The sequence below is a fragment of the Legionella qingyii genome (assembly GCF_003184185.1).
Map to the genome: position 1 here is coordinate 93129 of NZ_QHJG01000009.1, position 18948 is coordinate 112076.

The window sequence follows — 18948 nt, forward strand, 5'->3', positions numbered from 1 at the left end:
GTTTAATTTAAAGTTTGAACGTGTTCTCTGCCTTCGTGGAAAAGGACTCTAATCAGTAGAATAATGAGTACAAAGGTCAAGTGCGAATAAACTACTTTACTGCTTCGATATAGTTACACCGTTACGCCATCGTCAAGTTTCTAACGAGTACGTTATACCGAACAAAGTTGTAAATACGGGAGTTTGTTTACGAGATAACTTGTCGCGAGTAGGTCATGTACGTAATAACCGATAACGAGAACTCTTGTGTCTATGAGCATAAGTACTTCTTTTTGGGCATTGGGGTCGTAAGAATAAACGCCAAGAAAATACCAAGGGGTACTAACTTGCGCGTGTCCTTGATGTTTTTTGACCTTATCTAGGTGACGGAAGATATCTATTTCGTTACAGTGAACAGTAACGTCTTGTTTTAGTTTAATAAAGTTAAGGGTTTGCGATATGTGTTTAATAAGCACTTTAGACCAATAATGTCATAGCGAAACGTTTTTCTGAACCTCCTTCTCGGAAATTAGAAAACGTTGTGGGAGCAAAATCTCGTCGGAAACTAAAGTACCGCAATGCACGGGAACGTCCGCTACTTAGATACCTCGATCGCGTTACCACCTGTCGAAAAGTTCTACGACCACTTCGTCTCGTTCGATTTTACCATCGGGTTGAGTTTGGTCTATACGGATTCGCATTCGCTGCGGCATTCGGGTTTTCGTTATTTCAATCACTAGGTGTTACTTACAAACAATAAATCCAGACCCGAGTTTAGTCGTTCACGGACTTGCAGTTGAAGCTTTTCGTTAATTTAGATATTTTCGAAACGGGAGATGACACCAATGGTTTTAAAGGAGAAAAATAACCTTATTTCGGACCCCTAACGTTCCAGTTGTTCTAAAAACATTATGTCATTAGCTCTAGCGATGAGCAAATAGAGGAAGTGTTAATGAACTACGTACGGTCTTTTAACTTTTCTTTGTCCCCGCTCAAGCTTTTTCCGTGACCCCTGGTTCTCAATAACTATAACTATAAAACAAAATACTTTTAGTTTAATAGGCTAGATTTTTTGAACATTAAGGGGTAGGTGTCTAAGTTAAATCTCTAAAACAGAATTAAGGAAATTACCTTTATTTAGGGTTAATGTTTAAATTTTTTAGAACTAACATTTTAATAGAGTAGATGAGGACTAATTACGGATTATTTATTTGATGCTTGACGGTTCGTAGTTGGAGTTTCATTTAATAAAAGTGTAAAACACTACATTTTATCCATGAATATAGTTCCTTAGATGATAATAAATGTTATTATTAAAATTAACACTCCGATGTTACATATTCTTATAAAATAAACGATGCCTAAACGAGTTCCTTGTATTAGTAGAGTGTCTTTTTCGTTAGCGATAGCGTTTCGTTAAATCACGGTTTAATATAGACAATGTACAGTAACTTGATGGACGATCAAAGGTTAATCGAGTTCCTGAACCAAAATGTCTCAATCGGTTGGGTCGATTTCTGCTACGTGTCTGACACAATCGGGATAACCCTCTTTTAAAATTGTAAGGTGCGTTGGTAGTTAAACAGCTTCATCCAAGCCATTTTCTCGTATAAAAATTATTCCATTTTCTTAACCTAACAGTCGAATAATAATAACCGTCAGTAAGAAGACAACCAAACGTAAGCAAGAACCCCTCGTGTCGTGTACGATGTCAATTAGTACGGGGAACACTACATAATTGTAATGCTGAAATTTTTAATTAAAAAATAGTCGCGATAATAATTTCCTAATTACTACGTTTAGTGTAAAGAACCACGGTGACCTTGACATTGTCCAAGGTTTATAGAAGACAGCAAATTATTTTTCTTATAAAACCATCTAACACCCGAAAAAGTTCCTGGATTTCTCGATGCTAATTCTTTAACCTTAGGTGAGGGTAAGTCAGGACTTGAGAACCTACGGTAATAAGAGTGGGTGCGAGTATAACTGGTGAGCCCTATAAATGGTGACAATCAATTCTTACCTAAATTATTTGGTTATATAACGTGAATACCCTGATTTCTAAATACACTGTATAATAATGGACTGTCACGTGTGAATGTTCTTCTCCTACGGTCTGTACGATTACTTGTAGTAATAAGGTTTGTAGCGGGACGAGAAGGAGATATATGGCGTCGACTACGTCTTTTACGTAATGTTGATAAATTCGGGGTTCGAATGTTATTCTATTAATTGGATGTACTGTTATAGTCAAAAGTTAATTAAGGTCGCCCTGTATAATATCCAAGCAGGAAACATTCCGATGTCGTAGTTCTATGTAGTGAAGAAAAATCACCTCTAAACCCATCTTACGTACTAGGGCAATACTTTTTTGGGTGACTTTAATTCGTTTGACTAATAGAACACTAACTCAGTTGGATACCTCTGGCAGAAGTACTTTTTCTTGGTGGATTCCACTGAAATTTTTTATAATAGTTATTTTGGTAAGTAGCTCCTCCAAGTCATTAATAAGGGCGTAAACGACAACCCGCAAGTGTTTATTATGACGTGATAGAAAGACTTAATTTTTTTCTTTTACGTTAAGGTCTACATGGATATATAGAGCTGTCAGGATACCGGTAGTTACGCTGTGTTTAGAATATATTTGTGTATCTTCTAGAAGCGAACTGAGGTTGGGTTACAGTCCTAGAGACACTACATCGGTGTATGCACGTTCTACATCCTCTTAGCTAACTCGAACTGAACCTATTTAGTGGGTTTTATTAAGAAAGACGTTCACCGTACCGGAGACCACCTGCTTAGCATATAGTGTAGTTTCGCATGCGTAGTCTAGGTGCATTATGGAATAATAAATGACCTAAAGTCAGACTCCTCTGAGACCCGCGTCTCTATTAGAGTCCATTTTTCAAATAACTTTGAGTACCGTTTTAATAGGGATATTTACGAGTTCAACTTAGTTACGTGTCGTGGAGTCGTGTACGTCTAATACCGCTCTATGAACCAACCGAATTAGTCAAAGTTGTTGGTGGATTTTTCTGAAAATATTGCGTACCCCTCGGGCTCCGGAGGAATAGAAATTTTAGATTTTAACTTTGTGTCGAGCCAACCGTTACGCTATAAGGACTTATACCTGTTTTTCTTGTTAATACTCGTTTTTCGTGTGATGGAACTGCGACTTTATAAACCCCTAATTATGGGTATTCCTTGGACAGTAAATGTACGCACTACTAACAATATATACATTTAGTCTTCCTAAGTGACGAGTCCGAGCACAATCTCATTATGATTTACTTGCAAGATAACAACGGTGTCACTTATGTCAACTTAGGTTAAATAATTCTGTATTACTTCGTCCAGAAAGTTAAATACGAACCCTTGATGAGCGACGTTTTCTTCCGCTATTTTAACGTAATAGAGTAGGTGTTGTTGACCTGAGAGATTCAATGTAAGCGAGTTTCTAAATACCTTTACTCGAGAGACGTCTTGTTTGTTGGGTATATTAGTTACTATAGCACAGTCCTGTTGAGAGACTGTAATTATAACGGTACATAGAACGGCGGTCACCGCCTCTATCCGAAAGTTTATTTCTCTAATAACTAGATTGAGCTCGCTACTAAGTAAGACCAGTCGTTAATAGTACCCTGTACGGAAAGTAACAACTGTTCGTAAGACACCCGCCAAATGGTCCTTTAGCATGCTGGGGATAACACCAAAGTTAACAACGACGAAAGCCGAATCAATAAGGATTTTGTAGAAGAGCACGGTAGTGTAGTGGACGTCCTTGTCGTCTATGCTACCTTCATAAGTGATTGCAGCTGGACTTGTAATTACTTTACTTTTTGCAACAACTCGTTCTTTTACCGACGGAACAAACCCCCCCGAGATACCGAAATTCGGGTCGTCTACTAAATGAGTAGGCTTAACTCTCTTGACGTTTATAGCTATCACTTCCTGTTTACCAGCGAAGTTAAAATAGTTTTTTTTAACGGCGTCCAAGATTAGTAGAACAGTAACTATACGGATATCCCTGATGTCGATTTCAAGCAAGTTAACTTGCGCGGTTAAGCGATTTTTTTAATAATTTTAAACAACGGCTTCTCAAACTATAGTCTTGTTTTCATTATAATTCACTACCAAGTGTCGGTCATCCGGCACCTTATCCTGGACAAGAACTCCGTGAACTACATAATAGTCATGACTTAACGCTATTTGTACGCGGTGTTCTAGATGCACTCGTACGAAATCATAATCGCCGAGTATAGTATCTTAAAAGGGGAGTCCAAAATGGCCCTGTTCCTAACCCATAACGTTGAGTGGAAGATTTGTCACCGTTCCGTAATCGATTTAAACTTCGTTAAACATCCCGAGTTCCGCCGGACGCACTCTAATTTTTTCGAGGTTAACAAGTATGACATCTTAGTTTTGAGAGCCCATAGTATTAATTGTAACTATTAGCTGTGTAAAGAGTTAATCGATTTAACCGTCCCCGTGGTGCGAGTTTTCGACGTCCGCAACTCAATAATTGAGGGGACGTAAGTTATCATTTTTTTAGACTTGGAGAAAAATCTTAGATACGTCTGTGTGCTCCTCTCGAGTTAATACGAGAACTAAAGAATTTCGTCCCAGTACTTCATAAAGTTTAACTCCGGTCGCATACTTTTTTAGTGGGTAGTAAAAACGTGATAAACCTGTGCTACTCGACTGTAGATGTTAAGTAGTATTTACAGTAATACTCGATCCTTTTTAGTCAAAGGTAGTTAAAGGACTATTTCTTTGAGAACACTTTTAACTTAGGCTACATCGTTTCGCGCAACAATATAAACAACGGTTAAATCATGTAGGATTAGGCTTTTGAGAAGGAGAAGATAAACGACGTGTTTGTCGATTCAGAAATCCGCGTAGCTTTTATCATAATTATTGAGGTATAGAATGTATATACGCAGTTCTGTTTCATAAAGTTGGTCCGGTTCCCTAATGTAGGGATATGAAACGCCTTAACTAAAGGAGAATAAAACTAATGAATTATTGTCAACTGGGTGTAGATGTAGCGACCGGTCTAAATTTACGCTAAATATTTTATGGTTGATTTCATGAAGTACGTTGCATATTCTAAAGTCGAACCTATAGAGTCGTACATAGCTTAGGTTAAGAATAACCTGGACTAAGACTTTCACGTGTTACCCAACTTAGTTAACGTGTTTTCAGAAGGCATGGTAAATGATAAAATCTTTTTTCTTCTAGTTCGCTATGTGTTCATCTTTAAAGATAGGGACCTTATTTCGTTATGGTCTTGCGTTGCGGTTAAGAATAACTACTATATTAGAGCTGCCCTTACTGATACTACCTTTGTAATCGGGTAAATTCACGTAATTTATACTTTGGCCGACAAACGTAACCACAAGTACGGCAAAAACGTCTTTTACGTATAGTTTTCGAAAATGACAGGGCACGTTGTTTCTAATAATGGACGTTATGTTAAGGCGTATGTAGTTTATTATAGCTACAGTCAGTCCTATAATAGATAAAAAACGAATTAACCTTATGGTATTTACTTATTTCACTGATGCGGACTTGTCGGATAAATATATTAATTTTGGAGACCTCTTTTTCATGGTAAACTAGGGGTTGCATAGATAGCGAGTAATTTTGCCCAACCATGACTGCTTCGGGAGTAATTGTTCTAGTAATTACTGCATAGAGTTAGCTATCAGCTCCCTTACTGTTGTGTTCTTTAAATAGCTTAATGGAAAGCAGTGGATGCGTTACTTAGTTCTTCGTAGCGACCTTTTATAGTAGATTTTGCACGTTAATACGTTGAACCTAAAAGACCTATAGGTAAACTTTTTAAACAACGACTTTAATACGCGGTAGTTCCTAAATTACAGGAATTATTAGTTTAATAATTCCCTATAACGCAATTAGTACTTCATCTACATCAACCTTTCGCGGTCTTACTCGTACAAAAACATCTTACGTTTATGGTATTAGCAAACCCGGAACGAACACTACATTTCTAATGGAACATATAGTTCCGTGCTAAAGAACTATAACTTGTCCGTATGTTATCTCTTTTAGTACTTGTTGAGTTCCCAACCGAACACTGGTTATGAGCGAAATGGTTACTACGTTATGTTATACCAGTCACAAGACCAAATGTAAATTAACCGACCCTGATAGGGGTTTTTCCTTCAAATTTTCTTAATTATCTCACAAGACCGGATATGGGATATTGGACGTAATGATTGAAATGTTTTCGACTTTAACTTAAGAACGAACCTCTTTTGTAAGAGAATACGTTTTGTTAATCACTTTCAGGATTTGAAGAATTGTTTAATTTATAATCACGCTGTTCTTACTTTGTCTAATAACGCGTTACGGTACGTGAGAGATTTTTAATTAGCGATTGAATCCCCATCATATTGAACTACTCCATTAAACGGCATTGGGTCCTTTAGATGCTATTCTTTTTGGTCCGAGGTGAAACGAAGGGCGGTTCGATACTCGGCTTAGAAGATGTGTAGCGTCTTTATTGGTCGGGTCTAGATAAGGCTGCAAGGCGCCGAACAGGTACCCTAAATCCGCCAGACGGGATTTTGTGATGCGGGGTGATTGTTTAGCGGGTCGCATCCGTTTCTACACTAATTCTTTGTCTCCGATGCTTCGTTCTTTGTTGTGTTTTTATATGAGGATGAAGAAAAACGAAAATCGAAAGAAAAATTGCACTGAGTAATTAGAAGAAAAAAATAAATGAACAGCGACACTATTGAATTGGAAGAATAGACGTTTTCCCAAACAAGGCGGAAATTTGAGTTTAAAATCACCTCAAGGCTGATTAGGATCTACAAAATATTTAAGTAATGATTCTATTGCGAATATCGATAGTCCATTTAGGCGGTTAACTAAAGGTACCTACTGTTAGTGGCCCCCTAACACTGGCGGTTCTACGCGTATGGAATTAAAATAGGACGCAGGTAAGTGTGTTCCTCCTCACACAAAGCACGATTATAGAACTTCGTTAGCTCAGTTAGAACCACAACTTTTTCTAACCTGTCGACTTCGTATGCGAAGTAAATATAGAAATTTATTTGGTGGATGTGGTGACGGTACGTTACGGCTATACTTAGAATAAAAACGTTTTAACCGCTTCACATTAGAAGATCTATTAAGCGAAAAATGAAAAAGAAATACGAGAAGTAGATTCGGTAGGGTGAATAAGTGGCGTTATTGATTACGAAAAGGCCTAAGTTATTATTTCGGCTCATTTAAGTACAGAACTAGTCATTAGGGAAGGGACCGTAGATCTTGAACGTTTGTATGTAATCTAAAAAGTTACCGAACATCGCAAAATTAGTGTCTCTTAAAAAGATAAAAAAGTAGTTACGCGCTAAAGGATGCATGTGGGCGACATAGTTAATCTTGTATCAAAACAAGTAGAGAATGTTTTCCTTAGCTTTATGATAGAGACCAACATGGACCGTATAGTATTTGTTGCTGAGCAAGGAGTGGATCTTAAGCTAATTAGTTTCATCTAAATGGTTGTAATCCTGCTGGGCGTTTTCGCTAAAATTAGCGTAATAGAAGAAGTAAAAGTAGTTATACTCGACTTTTACCACTATTTTGGAGAAGCTCATCCCAAGATTATGGTGACGGTACGCTACTCCTTTATCTCACTTATAGACGTTACGGATCTCGTACTTTCAGCCGTGTTTGCTGTAGTAGCAGGTCAGGAAGTCAAAATAATTGTTGTTCCACATGGAAAAATAAATTGAATGCATTTAATGATCGTTAAAAAAGTAGTTATGGTCAGTTCGGTCGAGAAGGTAGTTGGTTTTTTTCCTGTTATAGTCGGAGTAACTCGCGTTAAAGACTAACAAATCTGTAATTTAATAGTTGACGTTATAGCAGTTGTGGCTATGGAGGCCACAGCTGTTGTTATATCACAAATAAAAGTACTTACCGAACTGGTATAACAGCCAGTGCTCAATTCGGTCCTTTTAGTCGTTGGTCCCGTAGAACACAGAATCAGTCGGATAATTTATTACATCTGAATGGTTGTAATCCTGCAGGTTGTTCACGTTAGTGTCCCTAGTAAATAATTGAGTGTCTATTAACTAAATCGTAAGGCAACAGACAATTATGTATATTGAAAGAAGGCGAGTGCGAACCTCTTTATGATTGTGGCGAACTTTGAAAACTAGCTCGATATTAAAGTGGGCAGACACTTAGTTATTTTACATCTATTGGTCAAAATAGTGGATGATGGTTTAGTAAAAATTGGTTACGACCGAGCCAATTATGAGAGCGGAAGTTGGGTCAGACAAAGGTTAACTGAACAGGTGACGCAAATAGTTATCTGGTTTGCTGTAGTACCGACAGTCATTATATATTTCATAATGGTGAATCTTAGTATAAAAACTTATGTCTTGGACCAAAAGAGGTTTATTTGACAGGCAGACTATTTCTGTCACGGGGTTATATCGGAACTATCGAGCGTTCTATTTGGTGTAATAAAAGATGTTAACCTAGACGTAGCTATAGTTGATTAGCGAGATGTAGCGAACCAGGACTGCGTATTCGTTATGAAGCAACGGTGTATTGTGCCGGACAAAAATTGAGATTACGTAGATCGAAAGGTAGTCTTTTCGGTTAATCTTGGTCTAAAGGGTACCGTTGTCCTCTACTTGAACGGAACTCCTAATTTGATCCCCTTGGTACGAGACAGTAGGTTTAAACAAACGGTAGTCGACGTAACTTACGTATTTGAGCTGGTAGCTAACAGAATTGCTAATGGAAAGGTGGGTTTTATCGACCACCACTATTTTAAAGAGGCCATTGGAAACAAACGGTATTAAATCATGGTAATAAGAGTAAATTATGTTGATTACTTCTTAATAATCACGGGTGTCGTTGTATAGGTGACCGGTGTCGTCCAGGTGACTGGTTTGGTACGAAGTTACGTCATCTGGTAAAGTAAAACGGTAACACGAATAATTAACGAACTTGATTGGGTGACCGTAGTCGTCACATTTATTGGGGAGGAAATTGATGGCCAAAGTCAGAATTTATAAGAAACGAAAAACTACTGAATGGTTGTCGATGACAGGTCAAAACGAGCTGAAATTGAAACAGGAATTAAACGAACTCAAGAAATCCAAAACCGCACAATAGAAATGGATTGTACATTAGTAGTTCAAAACTTGTGGGAACCTAATACCATGTTTCTTAATTTTATTTATTAAAGTGAAAGTACTTTTAGTTTGGAGTTAAAAATGTTTTGTATAGTTATTTGTGTGAGTAATACAAAATCGGGACTATTTCTCTTGTAGTTTTACCACATACAAAAATACTTGGAGAATTCGACTATTGTTTTACAATACGTCTAAGATGAAAAAATAGAGGTCTTTGGTAGCTTACGCTGAATGAGCGTTAACGTAACCAAAAGTAAAGGTTTTTATTTAATGGGTAAGGCAATAAAAATTGAACTAGATTTCGGTCAAATATCCTTAAGTAGCGGAGAAATATAACGGGTCACCGAGGTATTTATAGTGGAAAATTAAGTAATTATTGACCATTTATTCATAGTAGGAGTTGTGATGAGTTAAGAAATTCTCGTAAACATATTCTAAAAAGTCGACGTTCCTATGCACGTTATGCCTAAAACCGTTAAACGAAATCTCAGCCGTAGAATGACAAGCTTCGTTGTCGGACGTTGAGAACACGTCGGAATAGGTCAAATAAAAAGCTGTGTATTTGAAAACGTTCACAGTATACACGACGCAGCCGTATTTGGCATGCCGGCACAAGTACTTAATTAAGTAAGCGTATCCGAGAATGACGAAACTATAAAACTAAACTATCTCGTTGGTAGTAAACGAGTATACGTTGACTTCGAACAACCCATTCGAAAAGGACTACGGTTACGTTTATAGCTATAGGCCGTTACGGTTTCTCATGTTCGCTATTATGATGTCACTGCTCTCATGGCATAACGAAGGTGGTAAAAAAATAGCTAAGATTAACAAGGAGAAGTCAGTATATGTGACTGTATTGTGAGAGGACGTGAGTGAGATTTATTAGAAAATTTTGGACTAACTAGTACAAAACTAGATGGCACTAAACGAGTCGAAGCACTGCGTTTAGGAATTATGATTAAACGAATAAACGGTTGAGTAGGAGTGGATTTTAATTTCGGTCAGCGCGGGGCGAAAATAGACGAAAAAACTTAACTGAAAATTTCGATGGCGGCCGCCATAAATGACTATGAAGTTAAAGGCCTATTCGTCATGCATAACTAAGTCTTTAGTGCTCAGGAACATGGTGTCGTAATAGTAACCATCGTTATTATATGTTGGGTAAGGAAAATAAGTGGACAGAATTCTGTAATTCTCAAAGGTACTCTTCTATATAAGAAAGTTACGGATTACGTTTTGGATGACGTCCACACCCTAATGGCGGATTGACAAGGTGGTCATACAGCATAGCTGGAGGACGTGTTTGACATCGAACTGAAGGATTAAATAGTCAATGGGTGAGTTTGTGGCATACGGGTATTATTAGTTCTGGAGATTGGTTTTGTCCCAATTGATGTATTCCATGTAAATTACGCAGATTCGGTAGTGTTTTTCTAACTTTTACACGCGCTGAAAAAAGTAGTTCTTGTAGTTAGTCAAATCCACGTAATCGGTTATTAAGAACGTAAAGACCCAAAAATGACAGGTTTTATGCGTTACCTAATGCTCAATCGGACGCGAATGACAGGAGTAGATTGACTACGAGTACTAGGCAGTTTATAAGTTGTTCTTGAAAAAATATCGCGACTGCGAGACAATTGAGTGGATTACATAAATGAACATTAACATGTTTTAGACGTTTTGGATTAACAAGGGTTTTAAATGCCGTTTACCTTTAGTTAAGGTTAAGTCGGTACCGAGGTCCGTATGGTTTACGGAGTTGTGGATTAACTAACTTGACAGACATAGCAGGAAAGACACCAGAAAGTACTGCTTTGTACCCAGGGTATATGGTATTAAAAACGACGACTAATACATTATCAGGTAAAACGTCCGTTCGTGCGTGTGTTGGTCGTCAGGGAAGCCCAGAGTCTCATTACGATAGCGGTAAATTCAGTAATTTTCATATGTAAAGAAAAAGCTGATATAGTCACTGAAGTGGATATCAGGCAAACTTATTAACTCACGAAAGTTATTCGCCCTTCGCATAAAGGACTATTGGTATTGACCTGTCATGTGAATATTTATGAACAAGTTATCTTGCGGTGTTACCGCAACATAGTCCGTTTTATAGTAAGTACGGAGAATAACGAACTTAAGCTAGTCGGTGGTTAAAAGAGGTAGCCTCAGTAAAGGCCAAACCCTAAATTATTTCTAACGTAAAAACTATACAGTCATTCAAAGTTAAGAACGCAAAGATGACGACCACAAACTAAATCACTATTTAGTTGTCCTCATGAGAATCAACCTTTGTGAACGAGACATAGAGACAAAAAAACGGTGGTTTAAGGATGTCGTTGATCGTGTGGATGTCGTTTATTATAACACTTGGTCGCTTATTATACAAGGCGAAATACTCTAAGTGCAAATGAAACAACGGTATTGTCACGGGATAGCCTAAAAAAGAGTTGATGTATGACAAGTAATTTATAACGGTTTATTCCAAGTCCACTTCAAGGATTATTAAAACGTATACGTGCGTTTATAGGAAATTGCTTTTGTCCAAGACCGTTGTTTACTTTAAGTAATGAAAGTTAATTGAGTTATTATGCTCAAGAATTTACATTAAATAACCGTTGCATGAGTTGACATATGGGAGAAACAAGTGCATATGACCGTTCGACGAGCGGACCTAAAAATAATACGAGTTGATATAAAAGTAGGTCACACCAATAACATAAGTAATAAATGAGGTGATCACAGCTATAACCTTAAATTTAATAATTACGAAACAACTATAAGACGACGTTCTCATATAACAGGTTGAAAGAGTCTTTGGAGAAACCGGTTTCTGTTCTCGTGAGATAGTAAATTTTAATTTAGCCCTACGAAAACATTGTCTCGTTTTCGAAGACTTAGTAAAGGCGAAAATTGAAGTTCAAAGTCATTAAGTATTTTTCTATGGAAAGAACTTCCTAGAACTAAATTACGAAAACGTTTTATTTCGAATCGTAACAAAAGTAATCCTCGACTATCTCGTGTTTCTGGACGTAAAAGTATTCGAGGCCGACATACGTGTATAAAATTTAGTAATTGTCGAAAATTTTTCATTGAAAGTCGAAAAAATATTAGCGGAAAAGCTGTATTTTTCCGAGGTATCAATAAATTGACTCGCGGAGGTAAAGGACGATTACTATCACGAAAGTTTATCATGAAAAGACGGACTAGGTCAAGAAATCAAACGAGTTTTATTATTCGGTAACGACTCAATTGTAGTCCACTACTTCCAAGAACGAGATTACGTCACTCCTAGAAAAAAAAGCGGGATCCAGATAGTGGAACAAAATTTATCGGATCCGGATTGACATGTAATATGCTACGTCGAAACGACTCTAGTCCAAAAAATTTTAAAACGAAAAGTAGAAGAAGTAATACGTGTGTTCGGACATTTTTGTCTGTCCAGTATTATTTGTTTTCTGTTTTGAAAAAATTGTGTTATAAAGTGTGATTCCAATCTTTACTAACGCGTAATATTGGCGAATATTTATTTAATTTTTACTAAACAGTGTTTATTACTAAAATAACAACTAAGTTTACCGTCTTAAAATCTATGTCGTATGACGCTTAGGTTCACAGCTACTAGAGAATTAGCCCTAACCGAGACGATGTTAGTAGTAAGATGTCGGACGCCAAGGACTAAAAGAAATCCGCATTTTACATCAAAAACGGTAGAAACACTCGCTGAACAGGATAGGAAATGAAGAGGCCGATCAACAGGTGTGCGGCGTAGCTATAGTAGTGGAGCACAAAATGCTCATTAGCACAATTACGGCACACGATAATTAAATAGAGATTTACGTAATTAACAAAGGACCCTACTTGCGAGTATAACACTGTAGCCTTTTCCTAATTTTCCTTAATTTAACTGAAAACTACCTTATAATGCGTCATTAAAATAGTTGACTAAGCGTACGAGCCCAACCAGTAAATGAGGGAACTCGTAATGTATGAGTTTTCAATGAAAAGAAGCACCAAGTAAAAATTTTATCCAAAACGTATTTCGGTAGTTGACCCGGTTTCCTATAAAGAATAAATATCCTTGTTCAAGTAAAGCGTCGAGTAGTCATCCACGTACATTACTTTGTCGGTTTCGGTGTCCCGACTGAAGAGAATTTGCAAGGTCTAGCCCATTTTGAGGTCTTCATGAATTTCATTGTGCAGCGAAACTATTCGGTATTCGTTTTAGTAGGTAGTATTATAGGTAACGACTGTGCTGTAATAGTTTTAATTCATTCCCAAGAGGGTAGGGGTAGTAGTGGTGTAACCAATGAGAAAACAGCACTCGAGGAACGACAACACTATTAAGTGCGTGTCGGTTGGTATGAACTGGTTATTAAAGAGGCCACCTATTTAATGCTAATTTAGGAACAAAGCGTCATCTCGTTTTTCTTGTCAAATTTCGTGTAGGGTGAACACTTCTTTGTGTATTTCACGGAGCTAACCGAAGCCCTTATTTATGGCAAAGCTACGTCAATGGTGTCAGGTCAAAGTTTTCGGTAAATACCCATGGTAGTAACCTAAAAACCGTTCGTTGTTAAAGACCATTAAATTACGTTCTATCAACACAATTAAAAAGAGAATCGCAGAACGATTCTAATCAGTAAAAACACTTTAGTCATTTTGGACGGACTACTTAGGTGACATAATCGACGACTCGCGCTATCCCAACGAGTGGGGTTGATAATTCATTAAGTGCGTAAACAACTATCAACATTAGGTCGTCTAAATGAAAAACACGTCAGTAAAAATGAGGTTTAAATTACTGTCTCTATTTTTATATTATTTGCTAAACATCTGACCCACTCGTATTGCGTTAGTCCCTAAGGTTAGTAAATTTTCTTTGGGCCCAAAGCGATGCGACGTGGGTCCGATGTACTATGCTCAGTAATTTATAGTTTTTTGGTCTAGAATAGCAAGTGTTTAAAGCACACCAAGTTTCTTCTTCCGTTAAAGTGCTCGGCGTAAAAGTTCTGACAGGCTTGGTACGTGTCGTAACCGTAGTTATGATAGTCGTTTTAGTCGTGCTTACCAAGGTCCTCGTCGAAGAAATCCCAAACAACGTGGGTACTACAGAGACAAAAAGTTATGTCGTAAAAGCGGAACATTACGGACTTGGTAATGACCTGGTCTTTAGTACTTGAGTTGATTTAGGAATTTCTTTCCCGCTCGTGCTACTTACAGTATTTTTGAAAGACGAACAAGTGCTCTTTCAACGTAGTAAAATCGTCGTTGATACAAATCCGGACGCAAAAGTTTCGCTCATATCTAAACTGGTTATTGTCTAAATCGATGACGTAGCCCAAATTATTAACTGTTACAACAAAGAAAACGGTAGTACGCGAGGTATCCCCAAATCAATTTCACGTCATAATATGTGCTTTAGGTTCGATATACCGATTATATTTAAGTAAGGTTAACTAATATCAGAAGTATTTATTTCGTTTTGGGATTATCGATGGGTAAAGTATATATCTTGAGCAAAATGAAAAGAAACGTGTTATGATAAGATTACGTGGTTAGCAAAATAGTTTCATATTTCCAACAGATAATTATCGTAGAACAAGTCCTAGTTAAAACATTAGTCCATTTCTAAAGTAATTGAGTTGTTGCGCTTCTTAGCAAAGTATTTTTTCTCAAGCCATACTCAATCGACGAGCTGAATCGAGAAGTCAAACGCGTTGTTTTAGTGACTAAACAAGTAGTTTTAGGTATAGCTAAACGTTTTAAAGTCTATTCTAGTACTCGTAAAAAAAGAGATTTAGAAGACATTCACTTTATAATTCTTGAAGCAAGTAAAAGAGATATTTTTCTATAACTAACAGAACCTAAAGATTATATAACGTTATTTAGTTTCGTACTAATTAACGAACAGCTTAAAATGAAAAAAAGAGACTTTCTGGTCATGAAAACTCATTGCAAGAGTTTCGCCATTAGCGAAAAAGGTAGAGACGTAATTTATAAACACGATGAGCATAGTTGCGTCGGACTGACACTCGATAGTTTATTAGTACAACGGGTAATTGTAATACTTTGAGTAGTGGTTGGCATTGGTCAACAACAGCAAGTAAAAGTTCTAGAAGTGCATATCTTCGTGGAACACGAAGGAGTGGAAATCTTAAAAGGGGTCTGTTATTTATCAGCTATTTATTAAAAACTCATATCTGTACTATTAGTAAACGAACAACGTCGTGCTATGGTAATTCATGTGAAAAATCTCCTTGTGCGTTATAAGCTACTATTTTTGATATACCTGAAAATTAACGAAGATGATTAAGTGAAACGCGGTTTAACTGAAACATGGATGGATTATATGCGAGTCGACACTAATGGGGCATTCAACTTTTGGTTACCGAATTAAGTAATAGTCGTAAAAGGGGCAAGTAAAAAGTAGGTTTAATTTAAAAGTTTTATAATCCTAATAAATGTTAAGCGATCTAATTCAGCTTTAAGGACCGTGCTTTCGTGTTATATGTAGCCGTAGCTCGGATCTTTTAGTTCCGTAATGGTGGCTTTATCATCTTAACATTTTTCCAGGATACTATATTCTGACAAATAAGCTATTCATATCACATAATGCGTCTACAATTTTGCTAATCTACGACTAAATGTTTATAATTAACTGAAAGAAGTTCATTTTTGTGGCGTTTCTACCAATCTAAAGCGTCGTCTAGTATAAGGGGACAATAACTAACTGGTACGAGTGACACTTGCATTCCGACGACGTTGACGTTATTTAAAATACTCGTTTATAGGCCTTTTTTCTCTTGACCAACTCCACTACAGAGGAGATCGAGCACTCCTTGATGAAGTAAAACTTTTTCAGTAATGGAAATACTGATTGTTTCCGTAACTTAAAACGGGGAATGTTGGTAGTCCTATACGTTGAGTCTACGTATTCGTCCAATGCTCGTCTTTACAAGAGGTCGCAAATACACTAGTCAACTAATAACCTCGCTAATAACTTCGGGCAAGAACACTCGCCAAAATGCGTTAATAAGGGAAGGAACTTCTGGTCCTAAACCATTTTAAAATGCCATGAAATTAATTTAGCCTTCGCGCAGTAAAACTTCTAATAGACGCTGACCGCTTTAATATACCCCCCTTATATCTTCTTGCAGATTTTAACAAGAATTGATATCTTTTACTAAAATAAAATCGTTTACTATGCCATAAAGCGAAGGTATCGCCTTATGGCGTTTAAGTTATTTATGAATTATTTAGTAAGTGGTTAATACCTCCTCATCCTCATCGAGCCCTAAGAACAACGAGGAGTATAAAGTTCAACCGTAATAGAAAATCCTTGAACCTATTTGATCAAAGACCTAGTCGTAAGTTAGAAAATTTACATAGAAGTAGGTTATGCCGTGGTGAGCGTATCACGAATATAAGAGGAAGAAATGGTAGTTGTCCTTCTATTAGTAAAAGACGATTGGTTTCTCGTTGGTAACTGGATTTACGAACTAAACGAACTAAGAGACCAAACCGACCAAGCGGAACGAAAACACCACTTAACTAAACTTGTGGAACCAATATTCAGTTTAACCGATGGTATTGGAAAGGTAGAAATTTACATTGAAATACAAGGTTCCATCCATCGACTTCGAGTGGGAGGGGAAAATAACGTACATTGTAGAATCGAAATTGTGGTCATATCGGTAGAGGACGAAACAATTAATCCATAGGTTATGGGACACATCGACGGGTCGATAAGAGATCTAGACCTAAGAATTCAGATAAGGTACGGAGAGGTCGTTGAACTAGACGACTCTATGAATGACGAAATAAGTAAAAAGGCTTATTTAAGTTGTTCCTGTAGTATAACCTCGCGGTCAGTAATATCCGTAAAACGAGACTTAATTAGTGGCGTAGTCGATCAAGGAAATTAAGGAGTAGTATTCAACAAAGGAATGGACAAGAAAGCAAATAAAAAAATACAAATAAAGAGTTGAGTAGGTTGGTAAACCTTATAAAGTAGACGAGAAGAAATGCGAAAAGTCGTTATATTAGTAGCTCTAGAAAGAATAAAAAAAGGAGAGCCTCAACTCGGTAAGGAAAACGTCTTTCAAGTAAGTGAAAGAAATTAAGACAAAGGTAGACCAGAAATGAAAATCGGCGGTATTGGACGAAGAGGTGTTTGTAGTGTTCACCCGTTTTATCTCGGGAAAACATAATAGTATTGTGTTATTGACCCCAAACAGTAGGGTTAGTGACTCTTGTATTGCGAAATTAAAAACGCTTAAAAAAACTACTCAACAGTACGGTTTAAATACCCATACTGGTACTTAATTAACTGAGTGAACTATCATATCGTATACCAGTTAATGGTGAAGTCGTTGATGTAGGTAAAGGAGATATCTAAACGAGACTAAGTAGACTGATGCTATAGCGTGAACTAAATGATTAGCCAACGCTATAAAGTTACCATTTGAATTCTTATTCCATCTTTTCTAAGACAAAGACCAATTTTTTGCTTTTGCAACCACACGAGATAGAAATCACGTTATAGCTAGAGGTACGTGGTCATCATAAAAAAGGACAGGATTGACTTACTGTCAACCGAGTCTATTTTATCAGGTGGGACGGTATACTCGTTTCCGAAAAGGGTCGTTTTTCAGTGCCAAAGGTACGTATATTTTGTTCAATTAAGGAACATAAAAATTCCTTATATTGACTGCTCGTTAGTGGCACGAGGTAAGTAGCTGCCATAGTAGAGGACGGGTACGTACCTTTTTCAGCGGGTCTTATATTTGTAAGAACTGTCTTTGAGATCGGGTAAGTTATTTAACTAATTTTGCGAGAACTTACCGGACTAGTAGGCCCACATTTACTTCTAGTCTTTATTTTTGTCGAAGATAGTATCCCCGAGATATACATATACGAGTAGGTTATTTATTTAAACTGTCCCAGGTAATATTCCAAGCTAGCGTAGCGAATTCGCTATTTTAGGTCGATAACTATGGTTAAGGCGTAGTTCACTAACTGTTTTTTAAGCACGGAGAAATAGTGGTCTTTAGGGTCGGTCTCGGGAAGGAGAATCTCGAGGTATATGTACTTATGTTGGTAGTCGATTATTAAGTCGTGGTACTGAATGACTTCTTCGGTGATGTTCTAGTCGTGGAAAACGATGTTGAACGACGGGGCTCGCTTGTCCACATCATTGATCAAAACTAAAACATCAAAGTACTACTGATAAAAGTTAACCAGCGAGTTATTACCCAAATAGGACGCAACTTCTTCGTACGTCATGCCGGTTAGGCAATGTAACTCGGTCCCATAGTACATAATATGAAGGAGGGACTTACCGTTGTCCTTAGTACGGTACCCTTGCTCGATCAACCTCATTTCGGACATTTAGTTTAAGATTAACCACATGGCTTCTATTTAGTTTTTGTTGACCGCATACGAGTTTATTAAATCCCCGAAACCGTTATCATAGCAGGTCAACTACGAATTTTCGGAGTCCTAGGCATAAATTATGAACATTATGTCATTTACATATTTCCGCTGGAAAATTAGATTTACGAACTCAAACACAACATAAAAGTGAGTACTCATACTATAGGTATTGGTTATAAAAACAAATATGATTGTACACTTTTGGTTATTGTCTTCCTATAATTCCACCTATTTGCCACCAAACTTGTTATAGTCTTTCCTCAAGGGGTACTTTAACTGGGTTCAGTTATAAGAAGGGAGCATCTAAACAAATTTCTTAGGACGTGCGCAGTACGATTATTTT

At 37.2% G+C, this 18948-nt stretch carries 1 protein-coding gene; it reads left to right on the plus strand.

All coding sequences use genetic code 11. The features are described from left to right. Positions 1-9024 precede the first annotated feature (9024 nt). Positions 9025-9147, plus strand: coding sequence for a hypothetical protein (locus DGG96_RS21295; RefSeq protein ID WP_276309315.1), 123 nt, complete (start codon positions 9025-9027; stop codon positions 9145-9147). Positions 9148-18948 lie beyond the last annotated feature (9801 nt).

Excerpts from the sequence above, each read along its gene's own strand:
- DGG96_RS21295 (WP_276309315.1), top strand. The coding sequence starts at position 9,025 with ATGGCCAAAGTCAGAATTTATAAGAAACGAAAAACTACTGAATGGTTG.